Genomic DNA, 20,262 nt, shown 5'->3' with positions numbered 1-20,262 from the left:
ATGAGTGAGTACAAACATCCCCTGCGCGTTGGCGTAGGCGGCCCGGTCGGTTCCGGTAAAACCGCCCTGCTGGAAGCGTTATGCAAAGCAATGCGCGATCGCTGGCAACTGGCGGTGGTCACCAACGATATCTACACCAAAGAGGATCAGCGGATTCTCACCGAAGCGGGCGCACTGGCGCCGGAACGTATTGTCGGTGTAGAAACCGGCGGCTGTCCGCACACCGCCATCCGCGAAGACGCCTCGATGAATCTGGCCGCGGTGGAAGCATTAAGCGAAAAATTTGGCAATCTGGATTTGATTTTTGTCGAGAGCGGCGGCGACAACCTGAGTGCTACCTTCAGCCCGGAGCTGGCGGATCTGACGATCTATGTGATCGACGTCGCCGAAGGGGAAAAGATCCCGCGCAAGGGCGGACCAGGGATCACCAAATCGGATTTCCTGGTGATCAACAAAACCGATCTCGCCCCCTATGTCGGCGCGTCGCTGGAGGTGATGGAGCGCGATACGTTGCGCATGCGCGGCGAGCGCCCGTGGACATTTACCAATTTGAAATCGGGTGACGGTCTGGCGACGATTATTGCGTTTCTGGAAGACAGAGGAATGTTGCGGATGTAGTGCGGTGTATTGCTGAGTGGCGGCTTCGCCTGACCCGGCCTGCGGTCTTGTCGATCCGGTAAATGCAGAGAATAGATTCGTAGGCCCGGTAAGCGTAGCGCCACCGGGCAGGACAAACCCTACTTAAGCTGCTGGCAGTTCCGCCAACGGCCAGCGTGGACGCACGGTCACGCCGAGATCCGCCGTGGCGCCCGCTTTAAAGCGCACCATACCGGCATAGGCAATCATCGCCCCGTTATCGGTGCAAAATTCCGGACGGGCATAAAACACCTCACCACGACGTTTTTGCATCATCTCCGCCAGCTTCGCGCGCAGCGTGCGGTTGGCGCTGACGCCGCCTGCCATCACCAGACGCTTAAAGCCGGTCTGATCCAGCGCACGTTTACACTTGATCATCAGCGTATCCACCACCGCGTCTTCAAACGCCCGGGCGATATCAGCACGGGTTTGATCATCGCCGCCGTTATTGCGGATAGTATTCGCCGCAAAGGTTTTCAGCCCTGAGAAGCTGAAATCCAGCCCCGGGCGATCGGTCATGGGCCGTGGGAAAACAAAACGTCCAGCGGTGCCCTGCGACGCCATTTTCGACAGCATCGGGCCGCCTGGATAGTCAAGCCCCAGCAGTTTGGCGGTTTTATCGAACGCTTCACCGGCGGCATCATCAATCGACTCACCCAACAGTTCATACTGTCCGACACCAGTCACGCTGATAAGCTGGGTATGTCCCCCCGACACCAACAGCGCCACGAAGGGGAATTCCGGCGGGTTATCTTCCAGCATTGGCGCCAGCAGATGTCCTTCCATGTGGTGTACGGGGATAGCGGGCACATTCCACGCAAACGCCAGAGAACGACCGACGGTTGCACCGACCAGCAGCGCGCCAACCAGACCCGGCCCTGCGGTATACGCCACCGCATCAATCTCTTTTGCACTCAGTCCCGCCTCTTTCAGCGCCGCCTGGATCAACGGCACCGTTTTGCGGACATGATCGCGGGAGGCCAGTTCAGGCACGACCCCGCCGTAGTCAGCATGTAATTTCACCTGACTATACAATTGGTTGGCTAACAGACCTTTTTCGTCGTCGTAAATGGCGATGCCGGTTTCATCGCAGGATGTTTCAATTCCCAGTACACGCATGACTTGTTTCTACCTCACTTTAATACCGCGCAGTGTAGGTCGAATGCGGGTAGATGTATACCCTCACTCCCGATTTCGTGTATACTCTCCCCCCTTATAAAAGTCCCTTTCAAAATCGCATCGGTGCTTTACAAAGCAGCAGCAATTGCAGTAAAATTCCGCACCATTTTGAAATAAGCTGGCGCTGATGCCAGCGGCAAACCGAATTTATTAAAGGTGAGAGTTACATGCCGGTAATTAAAGTACGTGAAAACGAGCCGTTCGACGTAGCACTGCGTCGCTTCAAGCGTTCCTGCGAGAAAGCAGGCGTTCTGGCGGAAGTTCGTCGTCGTGAGTTCTATGAAAAACCGACTACCGAACGTAAACGCGCTAAAGCTTCTGCTGTGAAACGTCACGCGAAGAAACTGGCTCGCGAAAACGCACGCCGCACTCGTCTGTACTAATCTCTGTCGGGGGCTGAGGCTCTCGATTCAGACCGAGTTGTAGTTGTAAGGCCGTGCTTCCGAAAGGAATGCGCGGCTTATTTTCGTTTATATACGTCATCATTCAAGCTGCCTCTGCGCTCGCTCCCCCCAGTCACGTACTGATGTACGTTCCTGAGGATTCGCTCTTTTGCCGCCTTGATGCAACCTGAATGATTTTGTGTATATGAGTCATAAAAAATAAACGGGGCATATGGCTGGACGAATCCCACGCGTATTTATCAATGACCTGCTGGCACGAACCGACATCGTCGATCTCATCGACGCGCGGGTAAAGCTGAAAAAGCAGGGCAAGAATTATCATGCGTGCTGTCCGTTCCATAACGAAAAAACCCCCTCTTTCACCGTAAACGGTGAAAAACAGTTTTATCACTGCTTCGGATGCGGCGCGCACGGCAACGTCATCGACTTCCTGATGAACTACGACAAGCTCGAGTTCGTGGAAACCGTCGAAGAACTGGCGGCCATGCATAATCTTGACGTCCCGTTTGAAGCAGGCACAGGTCCCAGCCAGATAGAGCGCCATCAACGGCAAAGCCTTTATCAACTGATGGATGGCCTGAACACATTTTATCAGCAATCTCTGATGCAACCCGCCGCTACCCCTGCGCGCCAGTATCTGGAAAAGCGAGGACTCAGTAGTGAAGTGATCGCGCGTTTTGCTATTGGCTTTGCGCCTCCCGGTTGGGACAACGTCCTGAAACGGTTTGGCGGCAATAGCGAAAATCGCCAGTCACTGGTGGATGCGGGCATGTTGGTCACCAACGATCAGGGACGCAGTTACGATCGCTTCCGCGAACGGGTGATGTTCCCCATCCGCGACAAGCGTGGCCGGGTGATAGGTTTTGGTGGTCGTGTGCTGGGTGATGCCCTGCCGAAGTACCTTAACTCCCCGGAAACCGATATTTTCCATAAGGGCCGCCAGCTGTATGGCCTTTATGAAGCGCAGCAGGATAACGCCGATCCGCAACGTCTGTTAGTAGTGGAAGGCTATATGGATGTGGTGGCGCTGGCGCAGTATGGCATTAACTATGCCGTGGCTTCGCTGGGTACTTCAACTACCGCCGATCATATCCAGCTCCTGTTCCGCGCCACGAACAACGTCATATGCTGTTATGACGGTGACCGGGCAGGACGAGACGCCGCCTGGCGCGCGCTGGAAACCGCTTTGCCGTACATGACAGATGGTCGTCAGCTACGCTTTATGTTTTTACCTGATGGCGAAGACCCCGATACGCTGGTGCGGAAAGAGGGGAAAGAGGCATTCGAAGCCCGGATGGAGCAGGCCCTGCCGCTCTCCGCGTTTTTGTTTAATAGCCTGCTGCCACAGGTGGACCTGAGCACTCCAGACGGGCGTGCGCAGTTGAGTACGCTGGCGCTGCCGCTCATCACACAGGTACCGGGTGAAACGCTGCGCATTTATCTGCGCCAGGAATTGGGAAACAAGCTTGGCATTCTGGATGACAGCCAACTTGAACGATTGATGCCAAAATTGTCTGAAAGTGGGGCTTCCCGACCCGCTCCGCAGCTAAAACGCACGACCATGCGTATACTGATAGGACTGCTGGTGCAAAATCCGGAACTGGCGCCGCTGGTGCCGCCGTTAAGCGGTCTGGATCAGAATAAACTGCCCGGACTTGGTTTATTTGCCGAACTGGTCAACACGTGTTTGTCCCAGCCCGGACTGACTACCGGACAGCTTTTAGAACACTATCGTGGCACAAATGATGCGGCCACCCTTGAAAAACTGTCGATGTGGGACGATATAGCAGATAAGGATATTGCTGAAAAAACCTTCACCGACTCACTCAACCATATGTTTGATTCGATGCTTGAGCTGCGCCAGGAAGAGCTAATTGCCCGCGAGCGCACACACGGTTTAAGCAACGAAGAACGCCGGGAACTCTGGACATTGAACCAGGAACTGGCGAAGAAATAACTGAAGCAGACAAAATCATTCGAGTTGTATCAAGGCAGCAAGAGAACGCCGCTAGCGCAGAGACAACTTGAAGGGTGAACTATTTAACGGCTTAAGTGCCGAATAGCGATCGGGAAGCCCCCGACAGCCGCACTGAGAGGCAGCGGCACAAATATAAGTACGCCCTCGCTTTAAATGTTGGCAGCAACGGCTTGCTGACGCTAATCAAACGAATTAAGTGTGGATACCGTCTTATGGAGCAAAACCCGCAGTCACAGCTGAAGCTTCTTGTCACCCGTGGTAAGGAGCAAGGCTATCTGACCTATGCCGAGGTCAATGACCATCTGCCGGAAGATATCGTCGATTCAGATCAGATTGAAGATATCATCCAAATGATCAACGACATGGGTATTCAGGTGATGGAAGAAGCACCGGATGCCGATGATCTGCTACTTGCTGAAAACACCACCAGTACCGACGAAGACGCGGAAGAAGCGGCCGCGCAAGTTCTGTCCAGCGTAGAGTCTGAAATCGGTCGTACCACTGACCCGGTTCGCATGTATATGCGTGAAATGGGTACCGTTGAACTGTTGACCCGCGAAGGCGAAATCGATATTGCGAAACGCATCGAAGACGGGATCAACCAGGTTCAGTGCTCCGTTGCCGAATATCCAGAAGCCATTACCTATCTGCTTGAGCAGTACGATCGTGTTGAGGCTGAAGAAGCCCGTCTGTCCGACCTGATCACCGGTTTTGTCGATCCGAACGCGGAAGAAGATTTGGCGCCGACCGCCACTCACGTCGGCTCTGAGTTGTCTCAGGAAGACCTGGATGACGACGAGGACGAAGACGAGGAAGAAGACGACGACAGCAGTGATGACGACAACAGCATCGACCCTGAGCTGGCGCGCGAGAAGTTCGGTGAACTGCGTACGCAGTACGAAGTCACGCGTGACACCATCAAAGCGAAAGGTCGTAGCCACGCCGATGCTCAGGCCGAGATCCTGAAGCTGTCTGAAGTGTTCAAGCAGTTCCGTCTGGTGCCGAAGCAGTTCGACTACCTGGTGAACAGCATGCGCGTCATGATGGACAGGGTTCGTACCCAGGAACGTCTGATCATGAAGCTCTGCGTTGAGCAGTGCAAAATGCCGAAGAAGAACTTCATCACCCTGTTCACCGGCAACGAAACCAGTGAAACCTGGTTCAACGCGGCTATCGCGATGAACAAACCGTGGTCCGAAAAACTGCACGATGTGGCCGATGACGTTCACCGTGGCCTGCAGAAACTGCAACAGATTGAAGAAGAGACCGGCCTGACTATCGAGCAGGTCAAAGACATCAACCGTCGTATGTCCATCGGCGAAGCGAAAGCGCGTCGTGCGAAGAAAGAGATGGTTGAAGCCAACTTACGTCTGGTTATCTCTATCGCCAAGAAATACACCAACCGTGGTCTGCAGTTCCTGGATCTGATTCAGGAAGGCAACATCGGTCTGATGAAAGCGGTCGATAAGTTCGAATACCGTCGTGGTTACAAGTTCTCCACCTACGCAACCTGGTGGATCCGTCAGGCGATCACCCGCTCTATCGCGGATCAGGCGCGCACCATCCGTATTCCGGTGCATATGATTGAGACAATCAACAAACTCAACCGTATCTCTCGCCAGATGCTGCAAGAGATGGGTCGCGAGCCGACGCCGGAAGAGCTGGCCGAGCGCATGCTGATGCCGGAAGACAAGATCCGTAAAGTGCTGAAGATCGCTAAAGAGCCGATCTCCATGGAAACCCCGATCGGTGACGATGAAGATTCGCATCTGGGTGATTTCATCGAGGATACTACCCTCGAGCTGCCGCTGGATTCTGCGACCACCGAAAGCCTGCGTGCAGCAACACACGACGTACTGGCCGGTTTGACCGCGCGTGAAGCGAAAGTCCTGCGTATGCGTTTCGGTATCGATATGAACACCGACCACACGCTGGAAGAAGTAGGTAAACAGTTCGACGTGACCCGCGAACGTATCCGTCAGATCGAAGCGAAGGCACTGCGTAAACTGCGTCACCCGAGCCGTTCTGAAGTCCTGCGTAGCTTCCTGGACGATTAATCCCGTCGCATAAACTGCAAACGCCACCTTCCCGGTGGCGTTTTTTTTACATTCCGCGCACGATCAGCGCCTCATCCAGTTCCCTGAAGGCTTCCACCAGTTTATCCAGGGTAATACGGCTCAGTCCGCTGGTATTCGGCAACACCCACACCTGCGTTGCGCCAATCGTTATGCTCTGCTTTCCCCACTCTACGCCGCGCTGGCTGAAGCCTTGTTCAAACGCCTGCTTACCTAATATCGCCAGGGCATGCGGTTGATAATCTTCAATTTTGGCAATCAGTTGACGCCCACCATCATGCAGTTCTTTACGCGAAACCTCATTAGCCTGCACCGTCGGTCTGTCGACCAGTTTGGTCACACCACAGCGAAAATCCAGCAAGTGTTCTGCTTCTTCCGGTTTGAGTTGGCGATCGGTAAAACCGGCCTGATGAATCACTTTCCAGAAACGGTTTGCCGGATGCGCAAACGGAAACCCCGTCCCGGCAGAAGAGAGCCCCGGATTGATGCCGCAGAACACGACCCGCAGCCCCGGCGCTAAAATATCATTTACCATGAATACCTCACAACGATACGTCATGAGAAAAGTATAACGGATTGAAAATACGTTGTTTAATAAAACAGCATACGTACGGTTATGGCTGGATTGCGCGCAGGAGTTACTTTATAATTCACCGCCACGGCCCCTTAGCTCAGTGGTTAGAGCAGGCGACTCATAATCGCTTGGTCGTTGGTTCAAACCCAACAGGGGCCACCAAATAAAACAAGGAGTTAGATGAGAAATCGTCTGACTCCTTTTTCTTTGGATGTGATTTGGGTCAGGTAATGGGTCAGGTAAGGAATTGCCTCTCAGCGCTCTTCATCTCGCTGACAGCGCTCCCGGATAGTGCCGGGCAATGATGTCATTCAGTTTATCGAGCAGTTCAGGCCGCTTAAAGTTGATGTGCGCGGTTCCTTTCTGAAAATACTTGATTGCAAACATCTCATCCTCGTAACGATTACTGTGTCGGTTTGTATGAATATGATCACTAAGACGACGTGTGACGTCGGCGCGGTTGTCGGGAATGGGCTGACCATCAAGGAGCATCAGCATGCGCTCAAGGTCGGCTAACCGATCCCGTTGCCAGCCCCAGTTCAGCCCAAATCCCCATCTGTCACATTTGACTAGTCCCGTAACAATGATTTTTGTGCCAAATTTGCAGGGACTATTGGTCTTATAGTTCCAGGATAGCCCCTTAAATACATTGATTACTCCTCGCTCAAACACCTCACCTTTGCTCTGATGCAGTTGCTCAAATGTGCTCAGAATGTTGGCTTCGCTAACAGCCGGAATATCCTCCCCTTCAAGGTTTTTGTACCACTCATCACGGGCCTGAGCATCCATCAGGCTTAGCATCCCCGATTTCTTCATCAGGTCTTTCCAGATACCACGATCAATATTGTGGGTGATCGCCTTCATCGCGGTTTCAGGTTTCTCCATCAGCCAGCAGTCGTAACGGTATTGCCGCACTCCCCATTCATTCGATTTGCCCCCGCCAATACTGTCGGTTAGTGTAGAAATATCACTAAGCTGATGGATAAGGATTTCTGTCAGGCTCAACGCTGCATTACGTCCGGTAACAATGCGCTCAATGCTGGTGGAGCAAATAACATCAGTGTGATCGGTTAATACCTCAGGTTCAATTGTGCTCATATTCAGGGACTCCATAAATGCACAACACCAGCCGGTTTACGGGCTGGCGCATATGCAGGTAGTGTGTGAAATGGTGGGTTATTTCGTCTTTGCGTCTTGCAGAAGTTGAAGATGACGGAGGTCACTGACATCTTTAAGCGCCTTTTCAATCCATGGCAGCAGCGCTGTCGAATCCGTCCTGTCTTCGTCGTTGTCGAAGATAATCTCGCTGCCGCAATCGATGTTGTCCTGCAGCCAGCGAATCAAAATATCGAGAGCGGTTTCAGTGGTCAATTCCGGCATGTGAAAACCTTGCGGTGATTGAGGTGGGGTTACCAGTCGAAGGTGGCAAAGCCCGGCAGCACTTCGCCAAAGGCATCCAGATGAACAATGCCAACGGCGTAGCGACGGATAAGCGTCACCACTAACCGGCGGCATGCTTTCGACAGGCCGAGACGTTTGAGATGCAAGACCGGAAACGACCATGCGCCAAGGTAGAGCAGATAACCCGAGCCGGTATAGCTAATCCATTCCGACTCGCCAAAGTCTTCATGCTGGTGTGCAAGGGTAAACAGCAGAGCATTGTCTTCCGCCGTGATATGCGCGGTGCTGCACTGGATGCCATTAACGCGCGCGAGGGGTGGCAGCGGATCTTCAACAACCAGCTTTCTGGGCTCGTCAGCAACACGCAGGGAATACCCGTTATCACAGACCACATCAATCAGCGCAGCTAGTTCAATGCCATCAATATCCACGGCGATCCGGCCCGCATTCAGAGCCAGTACGTTGAGGGTATCGGCTTCTACCGTCAGGGACAGCTTCATGGCTGCACCTCCCGGTATTTACCGGTGGTGATGTCGGTCACCGTTCTGTAATCGTTTCGGGTCATCAGTCCGGTGGCTTTGCGGGCGCGGAGAATATCGATACTGCTGAGAAGAGGCGACTGTGTTTCTGCGTTAAAACCGCGACGGTCGGTTCGTACCAGATCGTATTTCTCCACGATAAAATTCACCGCGTCGCACAGTGAGATACCGGCGTCGATATGCTCCTGAATCACGCCATCGTTGCCGAACGGAGTGTCGTTGAGTGTCAGACCGTAGTGACGATCCAACAGGTGGCTCAGAAGCCGTTGCCAGATCTCCACCGGTGACGGGCGTGGTGTAGCCTCCTGAGTTGAGGATAGTGGTTGGGTTTGCATAGTGGGATCTCTTTGTTGATGGGTAAAACGAGGGTAAGTAGTAAGAAGCTTTATGCGGTTGCCGCTGGTGTCGGATAAATCGCCAGGTATACGTAACCATGCGAGCCGAGGGAGTCGGCCTCGCAGGTCAGCCCTTTTGCATAGAGCGTGACACAGTGCTGATGGCAGGGATTGAGTTCACCGCTGGTGAGCATCAGTTCAAGCTGTTTGAGCAGCAGTGGAAATGCCTGGTCGAGATACCGTAAATCAGCGTCGCTGAACTGTCCGGTGATGTTGGCCCGGTCAGCGAGATAATGCAGACGGTTGCCCGCCTGTACCAGCCGTGCGCCAAAACAGGGCGTGATACTGCGTTTAAGCCCCCACCAGGGTTCAGTGATATCGTGGTTTACTGTCGGTATTTCATTCGACAATTTTAGCCTTCCTTAAACGTGTGTTAATTCAGCGTGACGCTGCGTAATACGACATAGGGGCCGTTGCGGCTCTGACGGCGTTCAGCGAAGACCGCGAGCACACCGCTGATATCCTGAACCTCCTGTCCGGCGTAGTGGCAGATGCTGCCAGACCATTTGTATTTACCCGTGCAGAAGGGAAACAACCGGGACTGCGGATACTGGCGGTATATCGCCATCGCCTGACGTTTACTGATAATTTTCATTGGGTTATTCTCCTGTTGTGCTACAGCCAGCCACGATCTGCAAACGAGGTGATCTCCATGCCGCCGACCACCAGGTGGTCCAGCAGGCGGATATCAACCAGGTCCAGCGCCTGCTGAATACGCGTAGTGACCTGACGGTCTGCCTTGCTGGGTTCAGCCTCCCCGGAGGGATGGCTATGGGCGACAATAACAGCGGCGCAGTTATGCTTCAGACCGGCCTTCACCACTTCGCGGGGATGGACCTGCGTATGGTTGATGGTGCCGGTAAATAGCGTTTCGTGGGCTATCAGGCGATGCTGGTTATCGAGAAAGAGCGCGGTAAACTCTTCCCGCTCCAGTGACGCGAGCTGCAGGCGCAGCCAGTCGCGGACGGCATGGCTGGAAGTAAATGATGCGCCGGTTTCACGTAGCTGGCACTCCAGCAGAGATAAGGCTTTCCAGACTGTCTGCTGGTCGGCAAGGGCTAATTCACGGGCAAACAACGGTAACTGTTGCTCCATAGCGGCTGACCTCAGTCGATGATGTGCATGATGGCGTTGCATTCCGCGTGGTTGAGCGCGAAGTCCCGCAGGCGGTAGTAGTGCTCCGTCATGGCGTCGCATTCGGTACGGCAGGCATGGTGGCTGTAAGCCATCAGACAGACCGCAATCCCTGCAGCTTCGGCACTCATGTCACCGCCGTTGCCGTTCATCGTGTTAAACAGCGACCAGAGTTCATCGTTCTCCACTTCCGGGGCCATAAACGCGCCGCCGTTGCTCAGCGTGTAAAAATTCCAGATGCCGCCGCTGTAGTCCGTGCAGAAGCGGTCCATCCACGCGAAAACGGTGGGTTCAAGGATTATCCACTGCGGTATGCTGCCGAAGTACTGCGACCAGAAGCCGATGCGTAACTCGTCAGGGACCACCGAGGCAGTAATTGCGGTATGCTCCGCAAACTGATGATTTTGTGTATTCATTAAACTATCTCCTTATGCCGGAACTGTTGTTTAACGCCCGAAAAAATCGAGCATGTTTTCTGCCATAACCCACAGGGCGCGATTAAGCTTCACATCGCCATCAATACCGGTAACAGCACGGGTGCGGCTGCTTTTCCCCTGAGCGGTTCGCCCCGACAATCCACCTTTCATCAGGTTCTCCTGCACGCGCTGGTATACGGTCCACAGGTCATCGCTGTAGTCCTCCCGGCGACGTGGGGTCAGCAACTGCGATACCGTGACCGGCTGGTGCTCCTCACCAAATCGATACTTCAGTGCGGCATTTGCCAGCGCGTGACGGGCCGGGGCTGGTAACGCCAGAGACTGCATTGCATCACGCTTCTCCTCCACCCGGTCAAACACACCGAGCACTTCGTAAGCCCCTTCAATCACCTTCTCAACAACATTCCCTTTATGCGGTACCCGCACTTCTCCGAATGACTGACCGCAGACCAGGCCATTGGTACAGACGCCGCGAAATAACCCCGGCAGCATCTGGTAGCTTGATGAGCCGTCATGGCTGTTAAGTAGAATGATTTCCGGCACCTGATGGCCGGTAAGTTGACCGGCACGACGCAGGCGAAGCATGTGTTTGGTGTGCTCCCTCTTGCTCTGGTCGCGAACCTTTGTCTGGCAGGCAAAGAACGGCTCAAAGCCTTCACGCTGCAGGCTTTCGAGGATGGTGATGGTCGGGATGTAGGTATAACGGTCTGAACGAGATTCATGCTTGTCACTCCCGAACACGCTGGGAACATGACTCATCAGCTCTTCGTGGGTCAGAGGCCGGTCACGACGTATCTGGTTTATACGGCCAAAGCGGCTGGCTAATCGCATGGGTAACTCCTTATGCAGTGGGTAAAAAGACAAAAGGCCACACTTCCCGAAGGAGGTGTGGCCTGACTTTGTTTATATCGATGATGTGCTGGTGGTGGTTATGCAGGAAATTTGCGGATGCCATCACGAGTGATATACCGGTTCAGCCAGTAACCGGCATCCGACTCAAAGTTCCAGGCTCGCCAGACCATGCGACACTCATGACGGATAACCAGACGGAAATGTGTCCCCTTGCTAATCCTCTATAGCAACACTGGTATATTGAGACGCAACCACCTCTGCCTGCTGACGCGTAAATGGCCCCTCAGGTAATTCAGTAAGTTCAGTCATACTGGCTCCTTAAAACAAAAAGCCCCTGTGGCATAAGCGACAGGGGCTGAAACGGACGAGTAATGATGGCATCAGGATGTCTTACCTCCGGCAACCGACACCGGTAGTGGGTGATAATACTGCGGATCAAACACTGACAGCGGCAGGTCAGTCTGGTAACCATCAGAGGCTTCCGTTGCCTTCATGATTTCGACGGAACTGACGTTTTCCACGCATTCGTTCTCCAGCGAGGCTTCCTGAGAGCGAGTGGCATCGCTGTCGCCAAATGCAGCCACTGCCATATTCCCCATCGCCAGCGTGTTCCCCCCTTTATCTTTCAGACGCAGGGAAAGTGTCAAAGGCCCGAATCCTTCACCACTTCCGCCGTTGTCCAGGCGAAACTGCCAGACGCAGACATTGCCTGGCACCCAGACCATGTCTGTGTTGCGGATACTGATGTAACGCTGTTCTTCGGCCTGAGCCGGTGACAGCAGACAAAGACTCAGAGCGAAAACTGAGATAACGCCTTTCAGCTTCTTCATGGATTTTTCTCCTGATTCTCCGGCAGATAGAGTTTTCCCATTTCCTTGCCATCGTGCGAATACACCACCGATTTTTCACCCGTATAGCTGTCGGTTTCAATCCTGAAACTCAGGGTGATATTGTCCGCAAGGCACAGGGCTGCCATCAGTGGTTGTACTGTTTTCTGCTGCATGTCAGCAATGTAGTAATAATTGCCTGACTCACAGCCTTCCGGTGACTGGCGGGTTTTCATCACCGTATATTGCGGTGTACCAAAGGCATCCTTCTTTACCCATTCCCGGGCAATATCGGATTTATGCGAGACAACCTTGCTGAACGGTGGTGGAGTCAGGTCCTTAAACCTGGCTATCGCTTTCACGCCAGCATCTTCCTTGCTGTCACAACCGGAAACACTGATAGCACTGATAACGGCCAGAACAGTGACAACAATACGCGGGTATGTTTTTTTCATGACGTTGATCCCTTGCTGATAATATCGTTTTGACTGCGTCAGCAGTTACCGGTACGACGGCATAGCTCAGCAAGACTCTGCTGTGCCACCCACTGTTGCAGTTCCCTGTCTTTTTCAGTACGCCGGGCTGCAAGCGCTGCCTGCTGCCGTTTGTTAACACAATTGTCCTTTACCATCATCATGACTTCCGGCGTGAACTGTTTTTTGAGTTCAGCCGCTTTTTCATCAACATTTTCAACGGCGGGATACTGGTAGAGCAGCTTGTCTTCAACGGCTGTCCAGTAGTTAGCCATCCGGTCATCAACGACAGCGAAATAACAGCCCTGACCTTCATTATTGCCCTGATAAATAATCCGGAGATGTAGCGGATATTCGTCACGGGGTTTTATATCAATGTATCTGACCGTCAGGGATTTTTTGTCTGCCAGATAAAGCGAGCCTCCATCTCTGCTGCGAAGAAAAAAGTGATTCGTCCAGGGATAATTGTCGAGTACAACCGCCTGATAGAGTGCGTTATGCATATGGTTATCATCGTATCCATCAGCGGATGTCCAGCCATCTGCCTGCATGTACTGCCAGGCCTTAACTGAACCCACGATATTTTCTGCGATGGCCGGGGTCACAGAGGTAATGCAGAGGCTGGCGGCCAGCGCCGCCGAGGTGAGTAATTTCATGCCTGTTCCTTATGGGTAAGCTGCCCGTAACTGCCGTCAGCGAGTAGTGAATGAAAAACATGAAAATGAGGTAACGCCTGTAAAAAATCCGGGTGTGACAGAATGCGGGTGAAATGTCCGTCTGGTGTGAAGGTTTCCGCGTGAAACGTCACGGAGTGAACTGTGTGCAGTGCAAAAACGGTTATCCGGGCAAGGTGTTCCCCCACCAGAAACCACTCACCGCCGCTGAAAATCAGCCGGTAGGGGGCAAGGTTGTCGCAACGGCATCCGTCAGCCAGCAGGGTTATCCTCCGCTGCTCTGATACTGCCCTGACCAGTCGCGTGAAGATGCCTGGCCGGGAAGACGGTACGGATGCCCCCTGATGCCAGATAAGGCATGGCGAGGAGTCCTTGCTACTCAGCAATGAACTGACCAGATGGTGATCCATATCAGGAAACAACGCGCCAGTGCCTGACTGACGGGCAAACTGCATTGCGGCCTCCTCCTGAATCTCCTGACGGCCTCCGGTCAGCAGACGGCAGCAGCCATCCTGATATTCGAGGTCGAGATAAATCAGACGCTCGCGGAAATCACGATGTAGGGTACGCTCCGAGACGCCAAACTCCGCCGCCAGTTTGCGCATATTCAGCGTTTCCCCCGCAAGCAGACGGCTGATAATCAGCGACAGCCGGACAGACAGGCGGTCATAACGACGCTCAGCCTGAGACATGTATTATCTCCGTGTCGGGTAAGTAGTTAATTAAGAAGGTATTACTGTAAAGGATGAGACTGACAGGTTGTGTCCGTTATACGTAGCGAAACGCCTGGCGCGAAAAGGCCGTATGGATGCCCTGTCGGCAGCAGTAACGTGCTTATGACTGGTGGTATCTTTTGCTGGTGCAGACAGGTTATGTCTGCCACATAAAAATCATCTACCGGGTGGTGAATAAACAGAGTAATCCACCACTAACCTGATAACCTTTTACTCATTCAGAAGAAAATCCAGTCCCAGACCGCGCGGGCCACCGACACCACAGTATCACGCACGGTACGAATCACAGTCTTCAACGGCGCAGGCAGAAACGATGATGATTCTGCCGTATCAAACACCCGGCCCACGGCCTCACCGAAGCCATCACGGGCCTGCGACTTTACCGGCTCCGTGCAGAGCCTCCCGTGCAGCTGTGTCGCCACCGGGCTGGTGGCGCGGTCCGGCAGACAGCGCATCATGGTCGCCACCATCTCTTCAGTACCCCAGCCGCTACAGGCAGATACCACACAGACCGGATGATGCGGTTTAAACATCGCGCTAATGGCAGCCTGCTTTTCCTGAAGGTTAGTCCATTGCTGTGCAGAAGGCGTGCTGGTGCGAGCCTCCCATTCATGGCAGGGTTCTATTTTGTCGGCCTGATTCAGCACGAACAGCACCTGCTGCTGGTAAGGTTGCATCACCCCGTGCCAGAAATGTTCATCCACCGACAGCGCCCGGTCGTCGGCTTTAATGACCCACAGCACCAGGTCCAGTTCCGGCAGCATACGCCGGTACAAGGCACGGTATTCATGGTCCCGTTGCCCGTTTTCTCCCACACCCGGTAAATCAACAATCACCAGACTGTGACGACCACTGCGCAGCCGGAAGCGCAGTATGTCGCGGGTGCAGGCGTTCACATCACTGACGGCGGAGACTTTCCCCCGAAAGAGTTCGTTACAGAGCGACGACTTACCGGCACCACTCTTGCCCATGATGCCAATCACCGGCTCGTAGTGGGTCAGATTCTGAATACGTTCAAGAATAAGCTGGCGAAGCGTATCGGGAAGCGACGCCAGCGGTTTTTCCAGGGCCTGAAGGCCATCAGTTTTATTCATACAGGGTTCTCAGCGTGAAAAACAAAAATTCCCGCGCTCCGGTCAGGGAGGCGGGGGATTCACGGAGATAATATCTATCTGAATTTATTTAGAATATAAGCAGGCTCATGTAACTGTAGCAGTGTCAACTTTACATCACAGCTCATGTTGGCTGGTGGTATTTTGCCAATAATAGACATTTACGCTTGGGTTTAGGGAAGGTGCGAATAAGCGGGGAAATTCTTCTCGGCTGACTCAGTCATTTCATTTCTTCATGTTTGAGCCGATTTTTTCTCCCGTAAATGCCTTGAATCAGCCTATTTAGACCGTTTCTTCGCCATTTAAGGCGTTATCCCCAGTTTTTAGTGAGATCTCTCCCACTGACGTATCATTTGGTCCACCCGAAACAGGTTGGCCAGGGTGAATAACATCGCCAGTTGGTTATCGTTTTTCAGCAGCCCCTTGTATCTGGCTTTCACGAAGCCGAACTGCCGCTTGATGATGCGAAACGGGTGCTCCACCTTGGCACGGATGCTGGCTTTCATGTATTCGATGTTGATGGCCGTTTTGTTCTTGCGCGGATGCTGCTTCAAGGTTTTTACCTTGCCGGGACGCTCGGCGATCAGCCAGTCCACATCCACCTCGGCCAGCTCCTCGCGCTGTGGCGCTCCTTGGTAGCCGGCATCGGCTGAGACAAATTGCTCCTCTCCATGAAGCAGATTACCCGGCTGATTGAGGTCATGCTCGTTGGCCGCGGTGGTGACTAGGCTGTGGGTCAGGCCACTCTTGGCATCGACACCAATGTGGGCCTTCATGCCAAAGTGCCACTGATTGCCTTTCTTGGTCTGATGCATCTCCGGATCGCGTTGCTGCTCTTTGTTCTTGGTCGAGCTGGGTGCCTCAATGATGGTGGCATCGACCAAGGTGCCTTGAGTCATCATGACGCCTGCTTCGGCCAGCCAGCGATTGATGGTCTTGAACAATTGGCGGGCCAGTTGATGCTGCTCCAGCAGGTGGCGGAAATTCATGATGGTGGTGCGGTCAGGCAAGGCGCTATCCAGGGATAATCGGGCAAACAGGCGCATGGAGGCGATTTCGTACAGGGCATCTTCCATGGCACCGTCGCTCAGGTTGTACCAATGCTGCATGCAGTGAATACGCAGCATGGTCTCCAGCGGATAGGGCCGTCGGCCATTGCCCGCCTTGGGATAAAACGGCTCGATGACAGCGGTCATATTCTGCCATGGCAAAATCTGCTCCATGCGGGAGAGGAAAATCTCTTTTCGGGTCTGACGGCGCTTAGTGCTGAATTCACTATCGGCGAAGGTGAGTTGATGACTCATGATGAACCCTGTTCCATGGCTCCAGATGACAAACATGATCTCATATCAGGGACTTGTTCGCACCTTCCCTAAAGCACTCGTATTGACCGTGGCGGCTACCACATTCTGTCTGATGACCAGCCCGGCGTTCGCGGTTGAGGAAACCACGCCGCAGAATATGACCTGTCAGGAATTTATGGATATGAACCCAAAAAGCATGACCCCGGTGGCCTTCTGGGTAGTGAATCGCAACACCGACTTTAGCGGCGGCGACTATGTTGACTGGCATGAAGTCGAGACCGTTTCGGTACCGAAAATGCTGCAGGAGTGCCACAAGAACCCCGCCGCTAAACTTGGCGATCTCAGCGCGGTCATCAAAAAATAACCCCCCCGGCATCAGGCCGGGGAAACCCGCCGCGCTGCGGCGGGTCCCGCTTTACTCATCGATACCGCATTCGCACGGCAGAAGGCGGCCGATAAGCTTGCGATACAAAAACGCCCCGATAATCGCCCCCACCACCGGCGCCAGCAGCGGCACCAGAAAGTAAGGGATCGCCAGCCCACCGGTAAAGGCGATCGAGCCCCACCCGGCCAGACTGGTAAACAGTTTTGGGCCGAAGTCGCGCGCCGGATTCAGCGCAAAGCCGGTTAGCGGCCCCATCGACGCGCCGATCACGGCGATCAGCAAGCCAATCAGCAACGGCGCCAGCGGCCCGCGCGGAATTCCGTTGCCGTCGTCGGTCAGGGCCATGATCATCGCCATCAGGATTGCCGTGATGGTGGTCTCAACGGCAAACGCTTGTATAAAAGTGATATGTGGATGCGGGTACGTGGAAAAGACCCCGGCCAGGTTAAGGCTGGCGGCAGTGCCGCGCACGATATGCTGACTCTGTTCAAGATCGAGAAACAGCTGGCGATAGAGCCCATACACCAGCGCGGCGGCGCAGAAGGCCCCGGCAGTCTGGGCAACAATAAACGGCAGCACCTTGCGGCGTTCAAAACAGGCGAACAGCCACAGGGCAATGGTCACCGCCGGATTAAGGTGCGCGCCGGAGACACCGGCCGTCAGGTAGATGGCCATGGCGACGCCAAGGCCCCAGATAATACTGATCTCCCACTGACCAAAGCTGGCCCCGGCGACCCGCAGCGCAGCGACGCAGCCCGCGCCGAAGAAAATGAGCAATCCGGTGCCAAGAAACTCGGCCACGCACTGCCCGGTTAAGGTAGAAGTCTGGTTCATTATCGGCATCCTGAAATAGCACGTTAAAGAGAGAGGCTGGCGCGAGCGCCCGTTTAATTCGCCTGACCGGCCAGTAGCAGCCCGGTGGCGACCGCATTGCGCGGCCCTTCTGTTCCCCGAATATTGCCCTGCCCGGCGACTACGCCATAGTGCGACAAGGCTTCCGTGATAAGCTGCGGGATCTCAAAGTCCAGCGATGAGCCGCCCACCAGCACCACAAAGGCGATATCGCGAATGGAACCGCCGGGTGAGACCTGGCGCAGCGCGCGCAGGCAGTTGGTGACAAACACTTTCTCTTTCGCCTGCCGGCGCACGAGACGAATTTTTTCCAGCGGGCTGGCGTTATCGATCGGCACCAGTTCGCCCTCCTTGATGTACACCACTTTGGCGAACACCGCCGGGCTGAGGGCTTCCCGAAAGAACTCCACCGCGCCATTCTCGTGACGAATACTGAACAGGCTTTCCACTTTGGCCAGCGGGTATTTTTTTATCGCTTCCGCCAGCGAAAGATCCTCGAGGCCCAGCTCGGTTTTAATCAACAGGCTGACCATATTCCCCGCCCCGGCGAGATGGACCGCCGTTATCTGCCCCTCCGCGTTGACGATCGCCGCATCCGTCGAGCCGGCGCCGAGATCGAGGATCGCCAGCGGCGCCGCACAGCCGGGAGTGGTTAACGCCCCGGCGATGGCCATGTTGGCCTCCACGCCGCCCACCACCACCTCGGTCTGCAGTCGGGCGCTCAGTTCGCGGGCGATAACCTGCATTTGCAGACGGTCCGCTTTCACCATCGCCGCCATCCCGACGGCATTTTCCATGGCGCACTCGCCGGCCATCCCGCCCTGCACCTTGCGCGGAATAAACGTATCCACCGCCAGCAGATCCTGGATGTATATCGCGCTCATCTCATGGCCGGTCAGGGACGCCATTACCTTGCGCACCCGCTCAAGCATGCCGCCGGCGTGAGTGCCCGGTTCGCCGCGGATGTCGCGTACCGGAGCACAGGCGCTCATCGCCTGCATGATGGCTTCCGCGCCCTCGGCGACATCGGCCTCTCCGCGGCGCTTTTCGCCGCTAATGTAGAGGTTGCCCGCCGGGATCACCCGCGACTGCACGTCCCCCTGCGGGGTCTTGAGCACCACCGCTGAACGGTTGCCAATCAGGGCGCGGGCGATGGGGACGATGGCCTGGGTCTCTTCCGGGCTTAGCCCGAAGAAGGTGGCGATCCCGTAGGGATTCGACAGGATCCGCACCACCTGGCCCGGCGCGGCCACTTCCACCGCCGCCATCACCCCCTCGGGGACCTGCTCCAGGAGCGTCACTTCATCTACCACCGGCAGGGTTTTACGCAGGCGGTTGTTCACCAGCACGCCGTCGTCCTTTTTGAGGATCGCCGCCACCACGTTGATCCCCCGGTCGAGCGCCTCATTGAGCCACCACACGGCGTCAAGGAAATCGACGGCGTCGTCAATCAGTACGATCCACCCCTCGGCATACTGCGCCGCCGGCAGCGTCGCCAGCCGCCCGAGGGCGATAGTCGTCCCCACGCCAACGCCCACCCCGCCCGGCGTCTGCGGGTTATGACCGATCATGGTCGATTCGGTGATAATGGTCTCGGTGATGGTCTCCATCGCCACATCGCCAATCACCGGCGCGGCTTCGTTAAGATAGATGCGAGAGACATCGCTCATCGACCACGGTGTTTTCGCCAGGGCCTGCTCCAGCGCGGCGAGGGTCCCGGCGATATTGTCCCGCGTCCCTTTCATGCCCGTCGTCGCGACGATCCCGCTGGCAACAAACGCCCTCGCCTGCGGGTCGTCGGACGCCAGCGCCACCTCGGTGGTGGCGTTGCCGATATCAATCCCGGCTATTAACGGCATGCTGACCTCCGCTTAGCTTCCTTTACGCAGCTTATGCCGCTGCTGATACACTTCCGCCGACTCCCGGACAAAGGCGGCATTCACTGTCGCATGCCAGGTGTGCTCCAGCTCGTCGGCGATCGCCAGCAGCTCCGCCTGCGAGGAGCGGAACGGGCGCAGCGCGTTATAGATAGCCAGAATGCGCTCGTCAGGAATGGCGATAAGCTCCGCCGCGCGGCGGAAATTGCGCGCCACCGCATGGCGCTGCATCTGCTCAGCAATCTGCGCCTGGTACTCAAGGGTCTGGCGGGAGATCCGCACATCCTGCGGGCCCACCTCGCCAGAGAGCACCTTCTCGAGGGTAATATCGGTCAATGGTTTGCCGGTAGGCGTCAGGATATGCTCCGGGCAGCGGGTGGCTAACGGATAATCCTGCACGCGCATGGTTTTCTCGCTCAT

Annotated in this window: 25 protein-coding genes, 1 tRNA gene and 1 pseudogene; 6 read left to right on the top strand and 21 right to left on the bottom strand. The window is 55.0% G+C overall.

The window, feature by feature from the left end:
• The gene (gene ureG / locus ACQ0PY_RS03630) at positions 1 to 618 is read left to right on the top strand and encodes an urease accessory protein UreG (protein WP_044255783.1); all 618 of its coding nucleotides are present in this window, start codon (positions 1 to 3) and stop codon (positions 616 to 618) included.
• A gap of 123 nt (positions 619 to 741) precedes the next feature.
• On the opposite strand, the gene tsaD is transcribed toward ureG, so the two are convergent.
• Positions 742 to 1,755, bottom strand: a complete 1,014-nt coding sequence (gene tsaD / locus ACQ0PY_RS03625) for a tRNA (adenosine(37)-N6)-threonylcarbamoyltransferase complex transferase subunit TsaD (RefSeq protein WP_042998195.1) — start codon at positions 1,753 to 1,755, stop codon at positions 742 to 744.
• Between the two features lie 227 nt (positions 1,756 to 1,982).
• Here tsaD and rpsU point away from each other — a divergent pair, with 227 nt between their 5' ends.
• The 3 genes from rpsU to rpoD all read left to right on the top strand — a co-directional run bounded on the left by rpsU (position 1,983) and on the right by rpoD (position 6,254).
• Positions 1,983 to 2,198, top strand: a complete 216-nt coding sequence (gene rpsU / locus ACQ0PY_RS03620) for a 30S ribosomal protein S21 (protein WP_001144069.1) — start codon at positions 1,983 to 1,985, stop codon at positions 2,196 to 2,198.
• 232 nt (positions 2,199 to 2,430) lie between these two features.
• Positions 2,431 to 4,176, top strand: a complete 1,746-nt coding sequence (gene dnaG, locus ACQ0PY_RS03615; RefSeq protein WP_044265580.1) for a DNA primase — start codon at positions 2,431 to 2,433, stop codon at positions 4,174 to 4,176.
• Positions 4,177 to 4,409: 233 nt separating this feature from the next.
• Positions 4,410 to 6,254, top strand: coding sequence for an RNA polymerase sigma factor RpoD (rpoD, locus tag ACQ0PY_RS03610; RefSeq protein ID WP_042998197.1), 1,845 nt, complete (start codon positions 4,410 to 4,412; stop codon positions 6,252 to 6,254).
• Positions 6,255 to 6,300: 46 nt separating this feature from the next.
• Here rpoD and mug read toward each other — a convergent pair whose 3' ends face one another.
• On the bottom strand, positions 6,301 to 6,807 hold the full coding sequence (gene mug, locus ACQ0PY_RS03605; protein ID WP_109739821.1) for a G/U mismatch-specific DNA glycosylase: 507 nt from the start codon (positions 6,805 to 6,807) through the stop codon (positions 6,301 to 6,303).
• Between the two features lie 125 nt (positions 6,808 to 6,932).
• Here mug and ACQ0PY_RS03600 point away from each other — a divergent pair.
• Positions 6,933 to 7,008 (top strand) — tRNA-Ile (locus ACQ0PY_RS03600).
• 102 nt (positions 7,009 to 7,110) lie between these two features.
• Here ACQ0PY_RS03600 and ACQ0PY_RS03595 read toward each other — a convergent pair.
• The 16 genes and pseudogenes from ACQ0PY_RS03595 to ACQ0PY_RS03520 all read right to left on the bottom strand — a co-directional run bounded on the left by ACQ0PY_RS03595 (position 7,111) and on the right by ACQ0PY_RS03520 (position 16,728).
• Complete coding sequence (locus tag ACQ0PY_RS03595; RefSeq protein WP_221929605.1) at positions 7,111 to 7,944, bottom strand: DUF4942 domain-containing protein; 834 nt, start codon at positions 7,942 to 7,944, stop codon at positions 7,111 to 7,113.
• A gap of 78 nt (positions 7,945 to 8,022) precedes the next feature.
• The gene (locus tag ACQ0PY_RS03590) at positions 8,023 to 8,226 is read right to left on the bottom strand and encodes a DUF957 domain-containing protein (protein ID WP_032669203.1); all 204 of its coding nucleotides are present in this window, start codon (positions 8,224 to 8,226) and stop codon (positions 8,023 to 8,025) included.
• 29 nt (positions 8,227 to 8,255) lie between these two features.
• Positions 8,256 to 8,747: a DUF5983 family protein gene (locus ACQ0PY_RS03585; RefSeq protein ID WP_032672023.1), complete on the bottom strand. Its 492-nt coding sequence runs from the start codon at positions 8,745 to 8,747 to the stop codon at positions 8,256 to 8,258.
• A complete protein-coding gene (locus ACQ0PY_RS03580; RefSeq protein WP_032669201.1) occupies positions 8,744 to 9,121 on the bottom strand; it encodes a TA system toxin CbtA family protein in 378 nt (125 codons plus the stop codon). The genes ACQ0PY_RS03585 and ACQ0PY_RS03580 overlap by 4 nt, the downstream gene beginning before the upstream one ends.
• Positions 9,122 to 9,171: 50 nt before the next feature.
• A complete protein-coding gene (locus ACQ0PY_RS03575; RefSeq protein WP_023567998.1) occupies positions 9,172 to 9,531 on the bottom strand; it encodes a type IV toxin-antitoxin system YeeU family antitoxin in 360 nt (119 codons plus the stop codon).
• Positions 9,532 to 9,554: 23 nt separating this feature from the next.
• Entirely contained in the window at positions 9,555 to 9,776 is a 222-nt protein-coding gene (locus ACQ0PY_RS03570) for a DUF987 domain-containing protein (protein WP_023567997.1), read from the bottom strand.
• 20 nt (positions 9,777 to 9,796) lie between these two features.
• Entirely contained in the window at positions 9,797 to 10,276 is a 480-nt protein-coding gene (gene radC / locus ACQ0PY_RS03565; RefSeq protein ID WP_032669200.1) for a RadC family protein, read from the bottom strand.
• An 11-nt stretch (positions 10,277 to 10,287) separates the two neighbouring features.
• Positions 10,288 to 10,731, bottom strand: coding sequence for an antirestriction protein (locus tag ACQ0PY_RS03560; RefSeq protein ID WP_032669199.1), 444 nt, complete (start codon positions 10,729 to 10,731; stop codon positions 10,288 to 10,290).
• 30 nt (positions 10,732 to 10,761) lie between these two features.
• Positions 10,762 to 11,583 (bottom strand): DUF932 domain-containing protein, encoded by an 822-nt coding sequence (locus tag ACQ0PY_RS03555; RefSeq protein WP_032669198.1) that lies wholly within the window; start codon positions 11,581 to 11,583, stop codon positions 10,762 to 10,764.
• A gap of 98 nt (positions 11,584 to 11,681) precedes the next feature.
• Positions 11,682 to 11,913 (bottom strand): annotated as a pseudogene (locus ACQ0PY_RS03550) (DUF905 domain-containing protein).
• 71 nt (positions 11,914 to 11,984) lie between these two features.
• Positions 11,985 to 12,434: an IrmA family protein gene (locus ACQ0PY_RS03545; protein WP_032669197.1), complete on the bottom strand. Its 450-nt coding sequence runs from the start codon at positions 12,432 to 12,434 to the stop codon at positions 11,985 to 11,987.
• Entirely contained in the window at positions 12,431 to 12,886 is a 456-nt protein-coding gene (locus ACQ0PY_RS03540; RefSeq protein WP_000754598.1) for a YfjS/YafY family lipoprotein, read from the bottom strand. The genes ACQ0PY_RS03545 and ACQ0PY_RS03540 overlap by 4 nt, the downstream gene beginning before the upstream one ends.
• Positions 12,887 to 12,924: 38 nt before the next feature.
• Positions 12,925 to 13,560, bottom strand: a complete 636-nt coding sequence (locus ACQ0PY_RS03535) for a hypothetical protein (RefSeq protein ID WP_020837117.1) — start codon at positions 13,558 to 13,560, stop codon at positions 12,925 to 12,927.
• A complete protein-coding gene (locus ACQ0PY_RS03530; protein ID WP_032669194.1) occupies positions 13,557 to 14,270 on the bottom strand; it encodes a WYL domain-containing protein in 714 nt (237 codons plus the stop codon). The genes ACQ0PY_RS03535 and ACQ0PY_RS03530 overlap by 4 nt, the downstream gene beginning before the upstream one ends.
• Positions 14,271 to 14,530: 260 nt before the next feature.
• Positions 14,531 to 15,406, bottom strand: coding sequence for a GTPase family protein (locus ACQ0PY_RS03525; RefSeq protein WP_032669193.1), 876 nt, complete (start codon positions 15,404 to 15,406; stop codon positions 14,531 to 14,533).
• A 341-nt stretch (positions 15,407 to 15,747) separates the two neighbouring features.
• On the bottom strand, positions 15,748 to 16,728 hold the full coding sequence (locus ACQ0PY_RS03520; protein WP_063963100.1) for an IS5-like element ISKpn26 family transposase: 981 nt from the start codon (positions 16,726 to 16,728) through the stop codon (positions 15,748 to 15,750).
• A gap of 112 nt (positions 16,729 to 16,840) precedes the next feature.
• Here ACQ0PY_RS03520 and hdeB point away from each other — a divergent pair, with 112 nt between their 5' ends.
• Positions 16,841 to 17,092, top strand: coding sequence for an acid-activated periplasmic chaperone HdeB (gene hdeB / locus ACQ0PY_RS03515; protein ID WP_007372196.1), 252 nt, complete (start codon positions 16,841 to 16,843; stop codon positions 17,090 to 17,092).
• A gap of 51 nt (positions 17,093 to 17,143) precedes the next feature.
• On the opposite strand, the gene ACQ0PY_RS03510 is transcribed toward hdeB, so the two are convergent.
• From ACQ0PY_RS03510 to ACQ0PY_RS03500, 3 genes are read right to left on the bottom strand one after another with little or no spacing between them, the layout of a single operon-like run.
• Positions 17,144 to 17,947, bottom strand: a complete 804-nt coding sequence (locus ACQ0PY_RS03510; protein ID WP_032669189.1) for an MIP/aquaporin family protein — start codon at positions 17,945 to 17,947, stop codon at positions 17,144 to 17,146.
• Positions 17,948 to 18,000: 53 nt separating this feature from the next.
• On the bottom strand, positions 18,001 to 19,824 hold the full coding sequence (locus ACQ0PY_RS03505; protein WP_002917661.1) for a diol dehydratase reactivase subunit alpha: 1,824 nt from the start codon (positions 19,822 to 19,824) through the stop codon (positions 18,001 to 18,003).
• Positions 19,825 to 19,836: 12 nt separating this feature from the next.
• Entirely contained in the window at positions 19,837 to 20,262 is a 426-nt protein-coding gene (locus tag ACQ0PY_RS03500) for a glycerol dehydratase small subunit DhaB3 (RefSeq protein WP_002917670.1), read from the bottom strand.

The sequence above is a fragment of the Citrobacter sp. LST-B2 genome, assembly GCF_057983045.1.
The sequence above is the reverse complement of the archived record's forward strand: the minus strand, read 5'-3'. Positions and strand labels throughout refer to the sequence as shown.